General features: G+C 59.6%; 14 protein-coding genes, 4 tRNA genes and 1 pseudogene. 14 read left to right on the plus strand and 5 right to left on the minus strand.

Going from position 1 to position 18505, the window contains the following annotated elements; genetic code table 11:
* The first annotated feature begins 6 nt into the window (after nt 1–6).
* The 3 genes from CENDO_RS05030 to CENDO_RS05040 all read left to right on the plus strand — a co-directional run bounded on the left by CENDO_RS05030 (nt 7) and on the right by CENDO_RS05040 (nt 3371).
* Nucleotides 7–1863, plus strand: coding sequence for a DUF294 nucleotidyltransferase-like domain-containing protein (locus tag CENDO_RS05030; protein WP_136141065.1), 1857 nt, complete (start codon nt 7–9; stop codon nt 1861–1863).
* Nucleotides 1864–2499 carry an exonuclease domain-containing protein gene (locus tag CENDO_RS05035; protein ID WP_136141066.1) on the plus strand — a complete coding sequence of 212 codons (636 nt, stop codon included), beginning with the start codon at nt 1864–1866 and terminating at the stop codon, nt 2497–2499.
* A 77-nt stretch (nt 2500–2576) separates the two neighbouring features.
* The gene (locus CENDO_RS05040; RefSeq protein ID WP_210726575.1) at nt 2577–3371 is read left to right on the plus strand and encodes a fumarylacetoacetate hydrolase family protein; all 795 of its coding nucleotides are present in this window, start codon (nt 2577–2579) and stop codon (nt 3369–3371) included.
* Nucleotides 3372–3482: 111 nt separating this feature from the next.
* Here the strand turns inward: CENDO_RS05040 and CENDO_RS05045 are convergent, their stop codons facing one another.
* A complete protein-coding gene (locus CENDO_RS05045) occupies nt 3483–4586 on the minus strand; it encodes an isochorismate synthase (protein ID WP_136141067.1) in 1104 nt (367 codons plus the stop codon).
* A gap of 103 nt (nt 4587–4689) precedes the next feature.
* Between CENDO_RS05045 and gltX the strand changes: the two genes are divergently transcribed.
* The 9 genes and pseudogenes from gltX to CENDO_RS05095 all read left to right on the plus strand — a co-directional run bounded on the left by gltX (nt 4690) and on the right by CENDO_RS05095 (nt 11929).
* The gene (gene gltX / locus CENDO_RS05050; RefSeq protein WP_210726585.1) at nt 4690–6186 is read left to right on the plus strand and encodes a glutamate--tRNA ligase; all 1497 of its coding nucleotides are present in this window, start codon (nt 4690–4692) and stop codon (nt 6184–6186) included.
* A 321-nt stretch (nt 6187–6507) separates the two neighbouring features.
* Nucleotides 6508–6579: transfer RNA gene (locus CENDO_RS05055), tRNA-Gln, on the plus strand.
* Between the two features lie 42 nt (nt 6580–6621).
* Nucleotides 6622–6694 (plus strand) — tRNA-Glu (locus tag CENDO_RS05060).
* 324 nt (nt 6695–7018) lie between these two features.
* Nucleotides 7019–7933, plus strand: a complete 915-nt coding sequence (locus CENDO_RS05065) for a 3-hydroxyacyl-CoA dehydrogenase (RefSeq protein WP_246014392.1) — start codon at nt 7019–7021, stop codon at nt 7931–7933.
* Between the two features lie 806 nt (nt 7934–8739).
* Nucleotides 8740–8815: transfer RNA gene (locus CENDO_RS05070), tRNA-Glu, on the plus strand.
* Nucleotides 8816–9135: 320 nt separating this feature from the next.
* Nucleotides 9136–9548, plus strand: a pseudogene (panD, locus tag CENDO_RS05080) (aspartate 1-decarboxylase).
* Nucleotides 9549–9596: 48 nt separating this feature from the next.
* Nucleotides 9597–10790 (plus strand): chromate efflux transporter, encoded by a 1194-nt coding sequence (gene chrA, locus CENDO_RS05085; RefSeq protein WP_136141070.1) that lies wholly within the window; start codon nt 9597–9599, stop codon nt 10788–10790.
* A gap of 42 nt (nt 10791–10832) precedes the next feature.
* Nucleotides 10833–11765: a 3-hydroxyacyl-CoA dehydrogenase gene (locus CENDO_RS05090; protein WP_281276159.1), complete on the plus strand. Its 933-nt coding sequence runs from the start codon at nt 10833–10835 to the stop codon at nt 11763–11765.
* A 91-nt stretch (nt 11766–11856) separates the two neighbouring features.
* Nucleotides 11857–11929 (plus strand) — tRNA-Glu (locus CENDO_RS05095).
* 572 nt (nt 11930–12501) lie between these two features.
* Here CENDO_RS05095 and CENDO_RS05100 read toward each other — a convergent pair.
* The 3 genes from CENDO_RS05100 to CENDO_RS05110 form a co-directional block, all read right to left on the minus strand.
* Nucleotides 12502–13197, minus strand: a complete 696-nt coding sequence (locus CENDO_RS05100; RefSeq protein WP_136141072.1) for an FMN reductase — start codon at nt 13195–13197, stop codon at nt 12502–12504.
* A 3-nt stretch (nt 13198–13200) separates the two neighbouring features.
* Nucleotides 13201–14349, minus strand: a complete 1149-nt coding sequence (locus CENDO_RS05105; RefSeq protein WP_136141073.1) for a CE1758 family FMN-dependent luciferase-like monooxygenase — start codon at nt 14347–14349, stop codon at nt 13201–13203.
* Nucleotides 14350–14645: 296 nt separating this feature from the next.
* A complete protein-coding gene (locus tag CENDO_RS05110; RefSeq protein WP_136141074.1) occupies nt 14646–15329 on the minus strand; it encodes an IclR family transcriptional regulator in 684 nt (227 codons plus the stop codon).
* A 50-nt stretch (nt 15330–15379) separates the two neighbouring features.
* Between CENDO_RS05110 and leuC the strand changes: the two genes are divergently transcribed.
* Nucleotides 15380–16801 (plus strand): 3-isopropylmalate dehydratase large subunit, encoded by a 1422-nt coding sequence (gene leuC, locus CENDO_RS05115; protein ID WP_136141075.1) that lies wholly within the window; start codon nt 15380–15382, stop codon nt 16799–16801.
* 21 nt (nt 16802–16822) lie between these two features.
* Nucleotides 16823–17407 (plus strand): 3-isopropylmalate dehydratase small subunit, encoded by a 585-nt coding sequence (leuD, locus tag CENDO_RS05120; protein WP_136141076.1) that lies wholly within the window; start codon nt 16823–16825, stop codon nt 17405–17407.
* 86 nt (nt 17408–17493) lie between these two features.
* Here leuD and CENDO_RS05125 read toward each other — a convergent pair whose 3' ends face one another.
* On the minus strand, nt 17494–18435 hold the full coding sequence (locus tag CENDO_RS05125) for an NUDIX hydrolase (protein WP_136142155.1): 942 nt from the start codon (nt 18433–18435) through the stop codon (nt 17494–17496).
* Nucleotides 18436–18505: the final 70 nt, after the last annotated feature.

Here is an 18505-nt window from a genome sequence, read left to right on the forward strand (position 1 = left end):
GCTCACATGAGCGTCGAGTTTGAGGAAGTCAGCGGTTTCCTAGCCAAACATGAGCCCTTCGCGCATCTTCCCGCGGAGGAACTCAGCGGGCTGCCAGCCCAGATGTCCATGCGCTATGCCAAGCGCGGGGAGTACCTAGTCCACAAAGGCGAGGTTAACGAGTCGCTGTTTATCATTCGATCCGGCGCGGTAGATGTTGTCAGTGGAGAGGGCAGCCTCCTGGACCGCCGTGACCCGGGGCGAAATTGTGGGTACTCCACTCTCCTGGGCGAACCTGTCAGCCACTATGACATGGTGGCCGTCGAGGATTCATTGTTGCTTGTAATGCCGCAGGCCACCTTCCAAAGGCTTACTGAGCAATACCCTGATATCACCCGCTTTTTCACCACGCAGCAACGCCGCATCAGGTCCGCCGCGCAGGAACTCGCGGATTCCACCGCGGCCGACGTCCTCCGCACCAGCGTCAAGGAACTCATTCAGGCCGACCCGCTGGCAGTCTCCCCGCAGACGTCAATCAAGGATGCGGCTATCAAAATGACGGAGCACCGGGTGTCTTCCCTGCTCATTACCTCCCAGGACGGGGCGCTGCACGGAATCGTCACGGATCGCGATTTGCGCAGCCGGGTGGTAGCCGCCGGCGTGGATAGCGCGCAGCCGGTAGCGCAGATCATGACTGGAGATCCCGTCACCCTGTCTCCGGAGTCGCTGGTGATGGAGGCCGTTATGCATATGGGGGAGCGGGGCATCCACCACCTTCCGGTGACTCGCGGTGGCGCGATAGTGGGCGTAGTCACCCAGACAGATATCACGCGCCGGATGCAGGATGACCCAATTTTCCTCTCCATGGATCTCTCACGCCGCGGCAGCGTCGAGGAATTGGAGGGCTCCTTTGCGGCGGCTACGCAACTAGCGGCGCGCTACATTGACCGCGGCACCTCCCCGCATGACGCTGCCGGCCTCGTGACCATAGCGGCGGATACCCTGGCGCGCAGGCTTTGTGCCATGGCCGAGGAAGAGCTTGGTCCGCCGCCGGTCCCGTACGCCTTCGTGGCGGTGGGCTCCCAGGGGCGCAGGGAAATGGCTTTGGCATCCGATCAGGATAACGCGTTGGTCCTCGACGACGGCTTCGAGGAAGCCGCGCACGGGTGGTATTTTGAGGAATTGGGGCGTTTCGTCTGCGAAGGTCTGGACAGGGCCGGCCAAGTCCTGTGCCCCGGCGACATGATGGCAATGTCGCCTGAATGGCGGATGACGGAAAGCCAGTGGATATCGGCGTTTGGTACGTGGGTTACCGCGCCGCAACCGGACGCGCTGCTTCATAGCCAGGTCTTCTTTGATTTCCGCACCGTCTACGGTGATGAAGGATTAGGCCGCAGGGTCCATGACGCCGCCGTGGCCGCGGCGAAGGGGTCCCGCCGCATGCACGCGCACCTCGCTAGCCTGGCCGCGCGCCGTGAACCGCCGCTGACCTTCTTTAAGGGACTGGTGGTGGACCGTGCAGGGGATTACGCCAACACTTTGGACGTAAAGAAAGGAGGCCTGGCGGCCATCGTGCAGATGGCGCGACTCTATGCCTTATCCGCCGGATTGGCCGCCGTAGACACCCGTGAACGTTTGACCGCTGCGGCCGGGGAGACGGTGTCTCGCGAGGGTTCGCAAAATTTGCTAGACGCGTTTAATTACCTCCGCGCCGTCACCCTCAACCACCAATCCGAACAGGTGCGCCGCGGGCTGCAACCTGATTATCACATTGACCCCAAGAGCCTCTCACGCATGGACCGCGAAAACCTCCGTGACGCGTTTCAGGTGATTAAAAATATGCAAAACTCGCTGGCCACCAAGTATCCGGTGAGGAATATTTAGATGGGGCTCTTTGAACTCTTTTCCCGTCCCGCCCTCGATCTTTCGGCCCCGCCCAAAAATCTCCCCGTTGAGCGGTGTGAATTTCTGGCCGTTGATTTTGAAACCACCGGCGTTGATCCCACCAAGCACGAGATCGTGTCCATGGGATGGGTACCGGTCAGCGGTGCTTCCATTGATCTATCACAAGCCAATTACCACCTGATAAAAGGCGTGGATGTGGGGGAATCCGCAACCATCCACCTGATTACCAACGAGGATTTAGAGGGCGGGATTGGGCTGGAGCAGGGCCTCGACCTTTTGCTCCAGGCGCTGAAAGGGAGAGTGCTTTTGGCGCATTTCGCCGGACTCGAAGTGGGATTTCTCAACGCCGCTTGCAAGCGCCTCAAGGGCTCCAAGGCGAAAGTAACCGCAGTGGACACCTTTGCCATTGAACGCCGGCACATGGAGCGCATGGGAACGTATCCCCGCGGAGAGGACCTTCGCTTGGCGAGGGTGCGGGAGCGCTACGGGCTTCCCGCCTACGGCAATCACAATGCCTTTTCCGACGCGCTAGCCTGCGCGGAGCTATTTCTGGCACAGCAGGCGCACAACCCGGCCGGGAAGCTAGGGGAGCTGGCCAGACTCACGCAGGTCTAGGAGGCCCCATGCATCGCTGACCCCTAAACGTGGGCTTGACTGTCTAGTTAAGTTCCGGAGTGAGTACGATAACGTCCATGCGTTTAGGACGAATTGCACACCCAGAAGGAATTTGCTTCGCCCTCATTGAGGGCGAAGAGGAACTAGTAGCCAAGGAAATCAAGGGCACCCCGTTTACCCCGCCGGAGACCACCGGCCGTGAATGGAAGCTTGATGAGGTCCGCTTGCTGGCCCCAACCCTGCCAACCAAGGTCGTTGCCTTGGGCCGGAACTACGCCGACCACGTGGCCGAGGTATTCAAGGAGTCCGCGGAGCACTTGCCGCCAACCATCTTCGTCAAGCCATCCACGTCCGTGATTGGGCCAGGCGCGGAGATCAAAATCCCCGACTTTGCCACCAACGTCGAATTCGAGGGCGAGCTGGCGGTAGTTATTTCCAAGGTTTCCAAGAACATCGACCCCGATAACTGGCAGGATCATGTGCTGGGCTACACCATCTGTAACGATGTTTCCTCCCGTGACCTGCAATTCGCCGATGGTCAGTGGGCTCGCGCCAAGGGTATCGATACGTTCTGCCCACTCGGCCCTTGGATTGAGACGGACCTTAATGTCTTGGACCTCGATGACGCAAAGATCAATGCCTACCTGACCCACGATGGCAAGACCGAGCATAAGCAGGATTCCAATACCAACCAGATGATCGTAAAGATGGGTGGAATCCTGCAGCGCATCTCCCAGGCGTTCACCCTGCTGCCTGGTGACGTGGTCACCACGGGTTCCCCAGCGGGCACCGCTGAGATGGTCCCTGGAGATACCATCGAGATCCATATTCCGGGAGTGGGTTCGCTGCGCAACCCGGTAGCGCGCGCCTAAATACAGCGAGCTCGTTTACAGTTTAGAAACCCGGGCACCATCGAAGGCGGCCGGGCGAAAGCCGGGGATCCAGCCCCGGCTTTTTTAATGCTCGATTGCCCGTTTTGGAGGCTATAGGTCAAGGGAGCGCAGGATGGTCCGTAGCTTGGCCGAGGTTTCGGCAAGCTCCTCGTGTGCATTGGATTCGGCGACTACTCCGCCGCCGGCCCAGGTCCGTGCGCTCAGCCCGTCCCCGGCTACTTCCGCGCAGCGAATGGCGACCATGTATTCGCCGTCGCCAGCAGAATCGCACCAACCCACCGCGCCGGCGTAGAAACCACGATCCGATTCGCAATCCAGGATTATGGCCTGGGCGGCCTCGGCGGGTGTGCCGCAAATTGCCGGCGTAGGGTGAACCGCAAGGGCGAGGTCCAAGGCCGAGGTCTGGGAACTCGCGAGTGTGCCGACAATCGGCGTGCCAAGGTGCCACATCTCCCTGGTCTGGATTACCTGCGGCGTGCGGGGAGCGTCGAGCCTCGAGCACACCGGGTTGAGCACGCGACGCAGGTGGTCCACGACGTAGCGGTGCTCAGCGAGATCCTTGGCGGAATGGGCCAGGGCCTTGCCGCGGGCCTCGTCGCGCTCCGGGTCCGGGTGGCGCGCCGCGGAACCCGCTAGCGGAAACGCGGTGACAGTGGATCCCTGCTTTTTGATCAATACCTCGGGTGAAGAGCCCACGAGCATCGCCCCCTCCCGGCCCGCAGGGGAGAGGTCCGCGATGAATCCGTCGCGGTTAACGGCGTTATCGATTAGGCGGGCCGCCACGAGGCGCGGGTCGACGGGCTGGGGGAACGTAATATCCACGGCTCGGGCGAGGACCACTTTGTCAAGCTTCGAACGCTCAATCGTAGCGATAGCCGCCTCGACCCGGCTTAGGTGCTCCTCCGGTTCGGGATCGTAGCCCGCAACCCGGGCCACGAGCGTGCCGCGGCGATAGAACGCGTGTGGCTCCAGCGGACCATCTTCGCGAATGATGCTTTCCGGCACCGTCAGTGCGGCGGCTTCATCAAGGTTAAAGGGCAGCGCGCCCACCACCATTTCCGCCTTGCCGGAACGCAGGTAATCCGCGGCCTGCCAGGGGTCCGTGAACGTAGTGACGGAACCCTTTGTGCGCACCGATCCCGTAGCGCGAGACAGGAGAAAATCGGGTGCTGTAGCCGGCCGTGGAATATCCATAGCCCCCTAGCTTAATGGGCAGTTAGATGCGGCCAGTAATTGGCGGGTCGGGCCGGGGCGTAAGGGGCCGCCAATGCGCGCAAGCGCCGGTGGCTGGTCTACCATGGTCTGCATGACTGATGTACGCGTACGCTTTTGTCCATCGCCAACGGGCACCCCTCACGTGGGTATGGTCCGTACGGCCCTGTTCAACTGGGCATATGCCCGCCACACCGGTGGCAAATTGATTTTCCGTATTGAGGATACGGACGCAGCCCGCGATTCTGAAGAGTCCTACCAGGCGATCATCGATTCCCTTGAGTGGCTGGGGCTCAACTGGGACGAGGGGATTAATGTCGGTGGCCCGCACGAGCCTTACCGCCAGTCCCAGCGCAAGGATATCTACGCTGACGTTCTGGAAAAGCTCAAAGAAGGCGGGTACATCTATCCTGCATACTCCACCAATGAAGAGGTAGTGGAACGCCACAAGGCGGCGGGGCGCGATCCGCAGCTGGGTTACGATAATTTCGACCGGGATCTCACCGACGAGCAGATTGCCGCCTTTGAGGCAGAAGGCCGCAAGCCGGTATGGCGCCTGCGAATGCCTGACCAGGACTGGACCTGGAATGACCTGGTTCGTGGCGAGATGACCTTCAAGAAGGAAACCCAGCCGGACTACGTGGTGGCCCGCTCCAACGGTGAGCCGCTCTACACCCTGGTCAACCCCGTAGACGACGCGCTCATGGGCATCACCCACGTATTGCGCGGCGAGGATTTGCTCTCTTCCACTCCGCGCCAGCTCGCGCTCTACGAGGCGCTCAAGGAAATAGGCGTTGCGAAGGAGACCCCCACCTTCGGTCACCTCCCATTCGTGATGGGGGAGGGCAACAAGAAGCTATCCAAGCGCGATCCCCAGTCCAACCTGTTCAACCACCGCGACAACGGCATCATTCCGGAGGGCATGCTCAATTACCTGTCCCTGCTGGGATGGTCCCTGTCTGCAGATCAGGACATTTTCTCCGTCGATGAGCTGGTGAAGAATTTCGACGTGGCCGACGTGCTGGGCAACCCAGCGCGCTTTGACCAAAAGAAGCTTGAAGCCATCAACGCGGATCACATCCGCCTGCTTGAGCCGGAAGAATTCAAAAATCGCCTGCGGGACTATTTGACTGAATACACGGATTTCCCAACGGACTACCCAGAGGACAAGTTCGCGTTCATCTCAGACTTGGTGCACACCCGCATCAAGGTTTTGGGTGACGCTTACGGTCTGATGAGCTTCCTTGTAACCCCAGACGCGGAGTTGACCCTCGATGAAAAGTCCGCCAAGAAGAACCTCAAGGAAGATGCTGTCCAGCCGTTGGAGGCCGGTATCGCAGCCCTGGAACCAGTAGAAGAGTGGGTTACGGAAAACATTGAGGCGGCGCTCAGCAAAGCCCTCATCGAGGATCTCGAGCTCAAGCCGCGCAAGGCTTATGGCGCCTTGCGCGTCGCCATCTCCGGCCAGGCGGTGTCCCCGCCATTGTTTGAGTCCATGGAGCTTCTGGGCAAGGAATCCACCCTCGCCCGTTTGAAGGCCGCTCTGGCGGTTACCCCCTACCAGCCCGCCGCGCAGGCCTAAAGCCGGCTGACGGCTGCTTTAAGGCGCCCGAAACGCCGCCCTTAAACTGTTGCCCAGCGGTAGACCCTGACACATGTGCAGGGTCTCTATCGCTGGGCTTTTTCATACCCTTTCGCCCGCCCGCGGTGGCGATTATGAGTGGAGTATCAAGGGCGTAATTACATCCTATTTTGATCGCATTTTTAAGTGTTAAAAAGCGGCGCTGTGCAGGCGATTTGTTAGTTTGCGTATTCGTGGTTATAGTTATTAACCGTTGCACAGAGCAGCGAGGGAAAAGAAACAAAATAGTTGAGTTTCACCCTCACGGTTCAATCGCAATAATGGCCTATGGTGTAATTGGCAACACTACGGTTTCTGGTACCGTCATTCTAGGTTCGAGTCCTGGTAGGCCAGCGGTGATAACTTCTGAATAAAAGCAGAGTTCACTAGTTCTAAGCCCCGTTCGTCTAGCGGCCTAGGACGCCGGCCTCTCACGCCGGTAACACGGGTTCAAATCCCGTACGGGGTACAGCTAATCTCCCGCCTCAGTCCACACTGTGGCGGGAGATTTTCGTTTTCGGGATCGCGTATCGGGCAAGCGCTATTTTGTATAACTGCCGCATTTCACACTGGGGAGTACAGTCGTGGCATGTCCTACGGCTGGCGAGTACATGCGCGGAATGAGGTTGCGCAACAAGCCGCGATTCTTATGTTTCGCTGTTGGGCTTCGCCTTGCCGAGGGCGCCATGAAAGTTTGTCTCCTCGATAATCCTCGCCAAGGCGCCTCGAAGGGAGAACCCCGCGGCGGGCCTGAGAGGGGATGCTAGAGGGTAACGCCCAGAGAGGTTGTAACGTGAGAAAATTCGACAGTATTAATCGTGTAACCGTCATGGGGGCCGGCTTGCTTGGTTCCCAGATCGCGATGCAGGCAGCATTCCACGGCAAGGAGGTAGTCATCTACGACGCCTTCCCCGAAGCCCTCGATAAGCTGTCAGAGCGATGGGAGTGGATGCGCTACCACTACCAAAAGGACTTGGGAAACGCTTACAGCGAAGGTCGATTCGAGGATGCGGTAGCGCGTGTTTCAACTTCCGGCGACCTGGCGGAGGCGCTTAAGAATGCGGATATCGTCATCGAAGCCGTTCCTGAAAACCTTGAGCTCAAGCGGAAGGTATGGAAGCAGATCGGAGAGGTTGCACCGGATAAGACGCTGTTCGCCACGAATACTTCCTCCTTGCTCCCTTCGACCTTCGCCGAAGCTAGCGGCCATCCGGAAAAGCTAGTAGCGATTCATTACGCCAATATGATCTGGATCAACAATCTTGCCGAGGTCATGGGGACCGAGCAAACATCAGCTGAAGCTGTAGAGGGTGCGCGGAAATACGCCGAGGAGACGGGCATGGTGGTTAGCGTGATCCACAAGGAGCAGCCGGGCTACTTCACCAACTCCTTGCTTATCCCATTCCTTCATGCCGCCGGCAAGCTCTATATCAATGGGGTCGGTGACCCGGAGGAGATTGACCGCAACTGGAGCCTGGCAACCAGCATGGCCATCGGGCCATTCGCGGGCTTCGATATCGTTGGCTTCCGCGTTGCCGCCAACATTGCTTCCGCTGACGAGGATCCCGATGTACGTCGATTCGGCGAATTCCTCCAGGAGGCTATCGAGGAAGGATACACGGGGCGGGAGAGCCGCCAGGGCTTTTATTACTACGATGAGGACGGAAACAAACTCGGCGCCGTGGAGAAGTGGAATCGCTACTCTTAAAGCCCGTAGCGGCCATCAACGTCTAGAATTGGCTGTTCCATGTCTATCGGCCTGCAATTAACTGCCCGCAGGCTGATAGCGCTCGCCAAGCCCTAGCTGCGCGGGGGCCGGCGCAAAAGTAACCTCAGATTCTTTCCACTGGTATTAACTCACCCCTTACCAGTTACCTCTTCCTAGTCATCATTGCACGCGGGCGGGGTGAAACCAGCGCCCATTTTGACTGAGGGTATTCCATCTGCGTTCTGCCGCTCCTAGACTGAACCTCACCAGCATGGCACTAGCGAAAGGAGAGTGGATGGCAGCAGAAGAAAGTCATTCTTCCTCGCGGTCACGGCTTCAGGAATTCGGATAGCGGCACAGCCATAATCTAACTTCCCCAAAGCAAATTTCGCTGAAGTACAGGAGCTTCCCGAATGCGAACCACGTGCACCGCGCAATCCGGGCAAAGTGTCTCATGCTAGAACACCGGGCCAAAGACATCCATTGATGACCGGCGGAATAACCATTGATTCGATCCGCACTAAGGCCGCAGGAGTTCACAGGGCGATGAACCTTTGTCCGGATTGTTAATTGTTCGGGCAAACTGGACTCACGGGTCTTCAATGGAGGGCGGAATTAACCGTAAGGTAACCCGGCTCAGTTGTGGGGGGTAGGACTGGAATCGGATGGGTCCGGGCTAGACGGTTAAGTGCCGGAAATTCTGGGCTTAGATCATTCACAATCTAGCCCCTATTTTATGTCTTGAACTGGCGATTTGTGGCGATAAATTGCCATGGTCTAAAGTTATTCCAGTCCGAAAGGAACGCGCCCCGTTCGTCTAGCGGCCTAGGACGCCGGCCTCTCACGCCGGTAACACGGGTTCAAATCCCGTACGGGGTACCATCGTGTGCTTACGCATACGAGTACGAAAGTTTTTAGAGAAAGCCAGGTCTTCGGACCTGGCTCTTTCTGTTTCTCGGGATATTTCCACCCCTATAGCCAGGTTCTCGTCCGGTTCTTGTTCTAGTACTGGCTCGGGTTGGTGCCCTAAGCCAATTGCCGGCTCCTCACGATTTAGAGTGCGTTGATCCGGGTGTGCAGCTGGCCGGAGTGCATCAGGGACCGCAAGATGTAGTGGTTGAGGTTCCTGAACCCCAGAGCGATGCCGCGCAGGTGCTCGAGGCGCCCGTTGATGGCTGCGCCGCCAGCTAGATCCTTAAACCGTGTTTCGCACCATGATGAAATCCAAGATCCACCGAGCCACCGTTACGCAGGCCGATCTACACTACGTCGGCTCCTGCACGATCGACGCTGACCTCATGGGGACTGCTGACATTTTAGAGGGGAGCAGATCGACGTCGTTAACATCAACAACGGCAACCGACTGACCACCTACGCCATCACGGGCGACCGGGGCACGGGCGTTATCGGCATCAACGGCGCCGCCGCCCGCCTGATCCGCCCCGGCGACCTCGTCATCATCATCGGGTATGCGCATTACGAGGAGCGGGAGCTTAAGGACTACAGCCCGCGGGTCATCTTCGTCGATGAGAACAACAAGCAGGTTGAGCTCGGCGAGGACCCCGCCCACGCGCCGGCGGGTTCCGGCCTGATCAACCCGCGCCACCCGGACTAAGCTCGCGAACCCGGCAGCACGCCGCAAAATGTGAGAAGCTATCTCACGATGTCTACACAGCAGGTTAAAGGTAACGTCGCCGAAGTCTTCTCCGTCTTCCTCCGCCTCGGGCTGACCTCCTTTGGAGGGCCGACGGCGCACCTCGGCTACTTCCGCGACGAGTTCGTGTCCAGGCGCAAATGGATGAGCGAGAAGAGCTACGCCGACTTGGTCGCCCTGTGCCAATTCTTGCCCGGGCCCGCCTCAAGCCAGGTAGGCATGGTGGTCGGGCTACAACGCGCCGGCTACGTCGGCATGTTCGCGGCGTGGTTCGCGTTCACCATGCCGTCGGTAATCGCGCTTGTACTCTTCGCCCTCGGGGTCGCGGTCATGGGAGACATCTCCGACGCCGGGTGGCTGGCGGGCCTGAAAGCCGCGGCGGTCGCCGTCGTTGCGCAGGCGGTTCTCGGCATGACAAAGTCGCTGATCACCGACAAGATCCGCGCGGGTATCGCCTTGGCGGCATTCATCCTTGTGCTTCTAATCCCCAACCCGATCGTCCAGGTCGGCGCGATCGTCGTTGGTATGGTCGCGGGGCTCGCAGCGCTCCGGGCGACTCCCGATGCAGACGATGACGTTGGGTTTAGCTCGCGGGTGCCGAAGAGCGTGTCGTTCGTGTCGCTCGCGGTTTTCGCAGCCCTGTTCGTGCTTCTGCCTGTGCTCGCGGCCGCGGCTGGCAGCACAACAGCCTTTATCGCTGACACCTTCTACCGCGCCGGTGCGCTTGTCTTCGGCGGCGGCCACGTTGTCCTACCACTGCTGGAGAGCGCGACCGTGCCCACCGGGCTGGTTGACCACGACACCTTCCTCGCCGGGTACGGCGCCGCGCAGGCGGTGCCGGGTCCACTGTTCACCTTCGCCTCGTTCCTCGGTGCATCCGCCCAAGGGGTCCACTGGGTGATCGGTGCCGTGGTGGCGACGATCGCGATTTTCCTCCCCGCCGCCCTCCTCGTCCTCGTGGCGTTGCCGCTGTGGGAGGGCTTGCGCAAGCACGCCGCCGCAGCGCGTGCAATCGCTGGTGCGAACGCGGCCGTGGTGGGCATCCTCGCCGCCGCGCTGTACGACCCTGTCTTCATCGCCGGTGTGACCTCCGCGGCCACGATGGCTGTGGCTGCGGCATCGTTTACCGCGCTGCAGGCGTGGAAACTGCCGGCGTGGGCGGTCGTGATCGCCGCCGCGGTCATCGGTTTGATCGCGCTGTAGCTCAATAGAGCAACCTGGCACTTTCTCGTAAGCGGTGTATCCTTGGACACGCACAATGAAAATTTTCATTACAGCAAAGGAAGTGTCATGACTGACATTAAGAACGTTTCCGTCATCGGTGCAGGCGTCCTGGGCGCCCAGATCGCATTCGTCATCGCCCACGCCGGGTTTAAGGTCACCGCATGGGACATCAATGACGACGCGGTTGAGGCCGCCAAGGGACGTTTTAACTCCATTGGCAAGTTCATGATCGCCGACCTCGACACCGCTAGCGAGGAGAGCGTTGCTAAGGCTCACGAGAACCTCTCGCTGACCACGGACATGGAAGCAGCCGTCGCTGAAGCGGACATTATTATTGAGGCAGTTCCGGAGAAGCTCGACCTGAAGCGCTCCACCTGGGAGAAATTGGGCAAGGCAGCGCCGTCGCACACCATCTTCTGCACGAACACCTCGTCGCTGCTCGGCAGCGAGATTGCGGACGCCTCCGGCGACCCGAAGCGCTTCATCAACACCCACTTCGCCAACCGCGTATGGGTCAAGAACATCGTCGAGATCATGCCGAACCCGGAGACGGACCTGAAGTACCGCGACATTATCGAGGAGTTCGCCCACGAGGCTGACCTCGCACCCGTCGTGCTGAAGAAGGAGCAGCGCGCCTACCTGCTCAACACCATGATGGTCCCGTTCCTGCAGGGAGCGCAGTACCTCTACGTCAACGATGTCGCTGACGTCGACCAGATTGATAAGGACTGGCGCATCGCCATGGGCACCGATATGGGCCCGTTCGAGATCATGGACATAATCGGCCTGCGCTCCATCGTTAACGTTGCTGAGGGTTCCGGCGAGGATCAGCCGGAGTGGAAGAAGAAGTTCACCGAGATCGCCAAGCAGATGATCGAGGAAGGTCGCTCCGGCCAGGGCGACGGCGAGGGCTTCTACAAGTACGACGAGGACGGCAACAAGATCGCGAAGTAACCCACCCGCGGTAGGGGTGCCGACATGCTGATTTGCCGGATAGCCGGGGCGTGTTCTATCTTTTAGGAGTCGCAAACGACAGATAGAACGCGCCCCGTTCGTCTAGCGGCCTAGGACGCCGGCCTCTCACGCCGGTAACACGGGTTCAAATCCCGTACGGGGTACAATTAGCGCCCGGGAAACCGCACGCTGTTAAACGAGGTAGTTAGTGATTATTCACTGACTACCTCGTTTGCGTTTTCCCACTCGATGTGGACTTTGGGATAGTGGCTAAGTGCGCTGTGCTCGGCAGTTGGAGGGGATGGATTAAAGGCCAGTATGCGTTCCGCTATTGGAAATGCCCCTATCGGAATGTGGCGTACTGAGAGCCGGGATGCCATTGAGGGTTTCTCCGCAGCTGAGCCTGGGACGCTATCTAACGCTCGGTTAGGGGTCAAGAGTTAGCGCGGCCTGTACCCGTGGGGCTAAATTGTAGGAACGCGCGGCCCTGCGAAACCCAATCGAACTGGTCCCATCCGAGCTATCCCAATTGAAGGTTGCCCCTGGGCTCCCTGTGGGCGCCGCGTCGGCGCGGTGGGAGAGCGGGGCGTGATTGAGGGGGTGCTGCGGGAAGGGCGCGGGGACAACCCGCAGCCCGGAAGAGCGGGCGTTGCTGCGGTTCCTGCTTGGGCAAGTCTCATACGCGCCGCTTCCTGCAATTGATTTAGCTCCCGGGCGCGGGTTATCTGGCTAGCTCTTAATCGGAGCCTGAGCCGTCATGACCGGCCAAGAGAGAGGCGAAATCAGTCACGTTGGCGTCCACGGTGGTATTCGTGCTTTCCCTCTTTGGCTTGTTGCCCGCGCTCGTGCCGGATTTCTCCGCGGCATCGAAATCGGGCCCAAATCCCGCCACAGAATCGCGCACATCGACGATACGCTCCGCGAGCTCGCGGGCGGCGCGGATGATTCTCGGATCTAGATCGGAATCTTGGCCGAAATCCTCGGTTGCGGCGAAGACCGCGGTGGGCATTGTGCTTGCGCGAAGGTAGCTAAAGAGCGGCCGGAGCGCGTAATCCAACACCAAGGAATGGCGAGCGGTGCCGGCCGTGGCGGCAATCAGGACCGGCACGCCGGTCAACGCATGATGGTCAAGGGCATCGAAAAACATCTTGAAAACGCCGGAATAGGAAGCATTAAACACCGGGGAGGCAGCGATTAAGGCATCGGCTTCCGCTACCGTATCGAGGCTGGCGCGGAGTCTTTCGTTATAAATTCCGGTGGACATTGCGGTAGCCAAATCCATGACAACGTCATTGGTATCAACATACGTTACGTCCAGTCCTTCACCGCGTTTGGATACCTGCGCGCTCACCGACTCGGCGATTCGCTCGGCAAGCATGCGCGTAGATGAGGGGTTCGATAGGCCGCCATTGACAACAACTAATTTCTTCATGATTTAGCTCCGGGTCTCCTTCACAGATTGTTCCACGCGTTTCTCGGCCGGGCGGATTTTCAGGTGAGGCGAGTCCGGCCCCTCGGCAACGAGCGTGGCATGGGTTGGCGGATCTGACGGCACGTGCGATGGGCGGCGTGCCTCAAACTCCTTGCGCAGCACCGGCACGATTTCCTTTCCGAGGATCTCCACCTGCTCGAGCGCCATCTCCAGTGGAAGGCCGGCATGGTCTAGGAGGAATAGCTGGCGCTGGTAATCGCCAATTTCGTCGGCGTAGCTTAAGTAGCGTTCGATGATCTGCTCGGGGGTGCCTACGGTCAGTGGGGTAATACGCTCAAATTCCTCCAGTGATGGACCATGGCCATAGACCGGCGCGTTATCGAAGTAGGGGCGGAAGGTGTCCTTGGCCTTCTTCTCAGTCTCTGCCGCGAAGAATTGCCCGCCTAGGCCAACGATAGCCTGGTCTGCCGAACCGTGGCCGTAATGCTCGAAGCGCTGGCGGTAGAGGTTGACCATGGCCCTGGTGTGCTCAATGTTCCAGAAGATATGGTTATGGAAGAATCCGTCGCCGTAGAACGCGGCCTGCTCCGCGATTTCGGTGGAGCGAATGGAGCCGTGCCAAACGAACGGTGCCACGCCGTCGAGGGGGCGTGGGGTAGCGGTGAACTGTTGCAAAGGGGTGCGGAATTGGCCGGACCAGTTCACGTTTTCCTCGCGCCACAGGGTGCGCAGGAGGTGGTAATTCTCTACCGCTAGGGCAATGCCCTGGCGGATGTCCTTGCCGAACCATGGGTAGACGGGGCCGGTGTTTCCGCGTCCCATAATGAGATCCACGCGCCCGTTGGCTAAGTGCTGAAGGTAGGCGTAATCCTCCGCGATGCGGACGGGGTCTGTGGTGGTGATAAGCGTGGTGGACGTTGAGAGCTGAATGTTCTGCGTCTGTGCAGCAATATTAGCCAGAAGCACCGGTGGGTTGGCGGGGGCTGCGAAGGGCGGGTTGTGGTGCTGGCCAGTCGCAAAAACGTCGAGGCCAACCTCTTCGGCCTTCTTGGCCAAGGCCACGGTTGATTTAATGCGCTCGTGCTCCGTCGGTGTCCTACCGGTTGTTGGATCTGTAGTGACGTCTCCGATGGTAAATATTCCGAATTGCATAGTCCCCACGTTAACCCCGTGATGTTGATGCGTCAACAAAAATTTAAACTAAAACCGGGAGGAAGTTTCTGCTGGTGTGAGCCGTGCGTAGACGGGGAAGGTTTGCCCAAGGTTCGGCGGCGGTTGGGAAGCCGCCCATTGGACTGGGTGCGGCTGCTTGAGGCTCAAGCCGGAAGTATTGGCTTAGGAAGGTAAGTCTCTTATTCCTTTGCTACGCCGGGGTCACAATTCCCGCATCGTGGGGCGGTCGCCGGGGTGCCGGCCCCGTCGTTCGGCGGGCTTGTAGGCTAAGGCCGCTAGAGGCTATCGCCTAGGCGCTTGGCGTAGGCCTTGAGGGTGGGACCAAACTTTTGGCCGGGGGAGGGGCGGAAGCGTTCGGCGGAACCGGAAATGGATAGCACGCCAATAAAGGCGCCGGTGGAGTCGATGACCGGAGCGGAACACGAGGCAAGGCCGGCCTCGCGTTCCTCAAGGGATTCGGAAAAGCCCCGGTTGCGGGCTAGGTCCACATCAGCGCGGCTGAAGGTGGCGTCCTTGACTTCGACGTCGGCAAAGGCGGCGATTACGCGCGCCGCGGAGCCGGAGGTCAGCGGGAGCTGGCGCCCAACCGGAACCACGTTGTGCAAGCCGCTTTCCGGCTCGCGTGCGGCCACGCAGGTGCGGGTGGTTCCGGTGAGCTGGTACAGCTGCACTGACTCCCCGGTTTCCTCGAGCAGCTCTTCCATGATCGGGCCGGCGGCCTCGATGAGGTGATCGCGGTTGCCCGGCAGGGCGGGCCCGGTGGTCCACCGCCCGTCAGCGGTGCGCGTGAGGATGCGGTGCGCCTCCAGGGCGGTGGCCAGGCGGTGCGCTGTGGCGCGCGGTAGGCCGGTGGTCTCACACAGATCGTTTAACGAGGATGGCTTGTTGGCGGCGGCCATCATAATAGCCACGGCGCGGTCTAGTACCTTGATGCCGGATACTGCGCTATACTCTCCCATATAATGAAATCTACGTCTCAATTAATGAGATTTCAAGTGGAGTGATGTGAATGTCTGAAAAGTTGACCTTGGCAGAGAAAGTCTGGCGTGACCACGTGGTCACCAAGGGTGAGAACGGTGCGCCGGACCTGATCTATATCGATTTCCAGCTCCTCCATGAGGTTACCAGCCCCCAGGCCTTCGATGGACTTCGCCTGGCCGGCCGCAGGATGCGCCACCCGGAGCTGCACTTGGCCACCGAGGACCACAACGTGCCGACCCTGGGCATTAAAACCGGTAACCTGCTGGAGATTAAGGATGAAACCTCCCGCACCCAGGTGTCCACCCTGCGCAAGAACTGTGAAGAGTTCGGCGTGCGCCTGCACTCCATGGGTGATGAGCAGCAGGGAATCGTTCACACCGTGGGCCCGCAGCTGGGTATTACCCAGCCGGGCATGACCATCGTCTGTGGCGACTCCCATACCTCTACCCACGGTGCCTTCGGTTCCATCGCCATGGGCATTGGTACCTCTGAGGTTGAGCATGTGATGGCGACCCAGACCCTGTCCCTGAAGCCGTTTAAGACCATGGCCATTGAGGTCACCGGCGAACTGCAGGAGGGCGTGGGCGCCAAGGACCTGATCCTGGCGATCATCGCCAAGATCGGCACCGGCGGCGGGCAGGGCCACATCATTGAGTACCGCGGTGAGGCTATCCGCAAGATGTCCATGGAAGCCCGTATGACCATCTGCAACATGTCCATCGAGGCGGGCGCCCGCGCCGGCATGGTGGCGCCTGACCAAACTACCTTTGACTACGTCCAGGGGCGCGAGTTCGCACCCAAGGGGGCGGATTGGGATGCGGCCGTTGAATACTGGAAGACCCTGCCCACCGATGAGGGCGCGGAGTTTGACACCGTAGTAGAAATTGACGGCTCCGCGCTGACCCCATTCGTCACGTGGGGAACCAACCCTGGCCAGGGCCTGCCGCTGAGTGAGTGCGTCCCTAACCCTGAAGACGCCGGCGATGACAATGCCAAGGCCGCGATTGAGAAGGCGCTGGCTTACATGGATCTGACCCCGGGTACGCCACTGCGTGAGATTGCGATTGACACCGTATTCCTTGGCTCGTGCACCAACGCCCGCATTGAGGACCTGCGCGAGGCAGCCGCGGTGGTCAAGGGTCGCAGTATCGCCGCCGGTACGCGCATGATTGTGGTTCCGTCCTCTGAAATAGTAAAGAAACAAGCCGAGGAGGAGGGCCTGGACAAGATATTCACTGACTTCGGAGCCGAGTGGCGCACCGCCGGTTGTTCGATGTGCCTTGGCATGAACCCGGACCAACTGGCCCCAGGCGAGCGTTCTGCGTCAACCTCCAACCGCAACTTCGAGGGCCGTCAGGGGCCGGGGGGCCGCACGCACCTGGTATCGCCAGGGGTTGCCGCGGCCACCGCGGTGGCCGGCCATCTGTCCGCCCCGGCCGATCTGAAATAAGTAGAAAGAAGGAACAGAACAATGGAAAAGTTCACCACGCACACTGGCACTGGCGTCCCACTGCGTTATTCCAACGTTGATACTGATCAGATCATCCCCGCCGTCTACCTGAAATCGGTCAAGCGCTCGGGTTTTGAGGATGGCCTATTTTCCAACTGGCGCAAGGACCCAAACTTCATCCTCAACCAGGATGAATTCAAGGACGGTTCAGTACTGTTTGCCGGGGAGGACTTTGGTACCGGTTCCTCGCGCGAGCATGCGGTCTGGGCGCTGGGTGACTACGGTTTCAGGGCCGTGTTTTCTTCCCGCTTCGCGGATATTTTCCGTGGAAACTCCGGCAAGGCTGGATTGCTCACCGGCTTGATGGACCAAGGCGATATCGAGCTCATCTGGAAGCAACTGGAATCCGGTGATACCCAAGTCACCGTCGATCTTGAGGCCCGCACGGTAACCGTGGGTGGCAACACCTATTCGTTCGATATCGATGATTACACCCGCTGGCGCCTCATGGAGGGCCTCGATGATATTGGCCTGACCCTGCGCGATGAGGATGCCATCACTGGTTATGAGGGCAAACGCCCAGCCTTCAAGCCCGCGGTGAACTAAACCCTACTCGCCACACGTTGCCTTAAGGCCCGGAACCGTTAGATCCGACGGTCCCGGGCCTTTTTATGCCTTTATCTCGCTGCGAATTACTTAACCGGCAGAGAGCTGGCCAGGTAATCGGCTCCCGTAAGGGTTCCACCATTGAAGTGGAGTACCCATACGCCACCCTTTTTAGTCTTTAGGGTCTCCTCGTCGCATTCGAGGAAATCGGGGGACAAGCCCTCGATTACCGCCGGGATGGTCAGCCCCTGTGAGCAGATGACCGGCACGCCGCCATCGGCGGCGATGTCTAGGAAGGCGGCGAGCGCTTTGGTTGGATTAGCCTCGCAGGTTTCATCGCCCAATTTTGCGTTGACGGTGACACCCAGCTCCAAATCTTGGGCCAGTGGCGCAACGGTCTGTTGGCAGCGGTTGGGTTTCGCCGAGTAGATGGCGGTGGGGTGGTACGCCTTCAGCATCTCCACGAGCATTTCGGCCTGCTTGCGGCCCTTCTTGTCCAGTGGGCGGAGGTTGTCATCGCCCTCCCAGTTTTTACGGTCGTGGGCGCGGCCATGGCGCACGTAGAGGACGCGGGTGGTGGGGGCGAGCCTAAGGCGCTTCGCGGCCTTCTTGAGCACGTCCTTATCCAGGTCGTAACTCACTAATTTCTTGGCCCCATCTAGTGTGAGCCAGCGGATTTCATCCACTTCGTCATTCTTCTTAAATTTACCGCCGGTAACCTTTGCCGCCCAGTAATAGACAACCTTGGTTCGGTCCTTGACGGGGTAGGTAACCTTCCCCAGGAGCTTGCCAAGCTTTACCTCGTAACCGGTTTCCTCGCGGATTTCGCGGACCGCCGTTACGGGCAGGCTCTCGCCCGGGTCCACCTTGCCCTTGGCTAGGGACCAGTCATCGTAATGCGGGCGGTGGATGACGGCGAATTCCGGATCCTGCGGGTCGCCGCGCCAGAGTACCGCCCCGGCGGCTAGCGTTGTGCGCTTGAATTCTTTGGCGGGATTAGTGGGAATGGTCTGGTGGCGGCCGGTCATGAACTCTTCGTGCTGAATGTCCTTGTCAGTCTCGTTGAGGTTCTTTGGCGTAGGCAATGATCGCTCCTTG

Origin of the sequence: Corynebacterium endometrii, assembly GCF_004795735.1 — a bacterium.
In the GTDB taxonomy this organism is placed as follows: domain Bacteria; phylum Actinomycetota; class Actinomycetes; order Mycobacteriales; family Mycobacteriaceae; genus Corynebacterium; species Corynebacterium endometrii.

Coding starts and splice junctions, on each gene's coding strand:
- CENDO_RS05030 (WP_136141065.1), top strand. CDS start 7: ATGAGCGTCGAGTTTGAGGAAGTCAGCGGTTTCCTAGCCAAACATGAG.
- CENDO_RS05035 (WP_136141066.1), top strand. CDS start 1,864: ATGGGGCTCTTTGAACTCTTTTCCCGTCCCGCCCTCGATCTTTCGGCC.
- CENDO_RS05040 (WP_210726575.1), top strand. CDS start 2,577: ATGCGTTTAGGACGAATTGCACACCCAGAAGGAATTTGCTTCGCCCTC.
- CENDO_RS05045 (WP_136141067.1), bottom strand. CDS start 4,586: ATGGATATTCCACGGCCGGCTACAGCACCCGATTTTCTCCTGTCTCGC.
- gltX (WP_210726585.1), top strand. CDS start 4,690: ATGGTCTGCATGACTGATGTACGCGTACGCTTTTGTCCATCGCCAACG.
- chrA (WP_136141070.1), top strand. CDS start 9,597: ATGTCTACACAGCAGGTTAAAGGTAACGTCGCCGAAGTCTTCTCCGTC.
- CENDO_RS05100 (WP_136141072.1), bottom strand. CDS start 13,197: ATGAAGAAATTAGTTGTTGTCAATGGCGGCCTATCGAACCCCTCATCT.
- CENDO_RS05105 (WP_136141073.1), bottom strand. CDS start 14,349: ATGCAATTCGGAATATTTACCATCGGAGACGTCACTACAGATCCAACA.
- CENDO_RS05110 (WP_136141074.1), bottom strand. CDS start 15,329: ATGGGAGAGTATAGCGCAGTATCCGGCATCAAGGTACTAGACCGCGCC.
- leuC (WP_136141075.1), top strand. CDS start 15,380: ATGTCTGAAAAGTTGACCTTGGCAGAGAAAGTCTGGCGTGACCACGTG.
- leuD (WP_136141076.1), top strand. CDS start 16,823: ATGGAAAAGTTCACCACGCACACTGGCACTGGCGTCCCACTGCGTTAT.
- CENDO_RS05125 (WP_136142155.1), bottom strand. CDS start 18,435: ATGACCGGCCGCCACCAGACCATTCCCACTAATCCCGCCAAAGAATTC.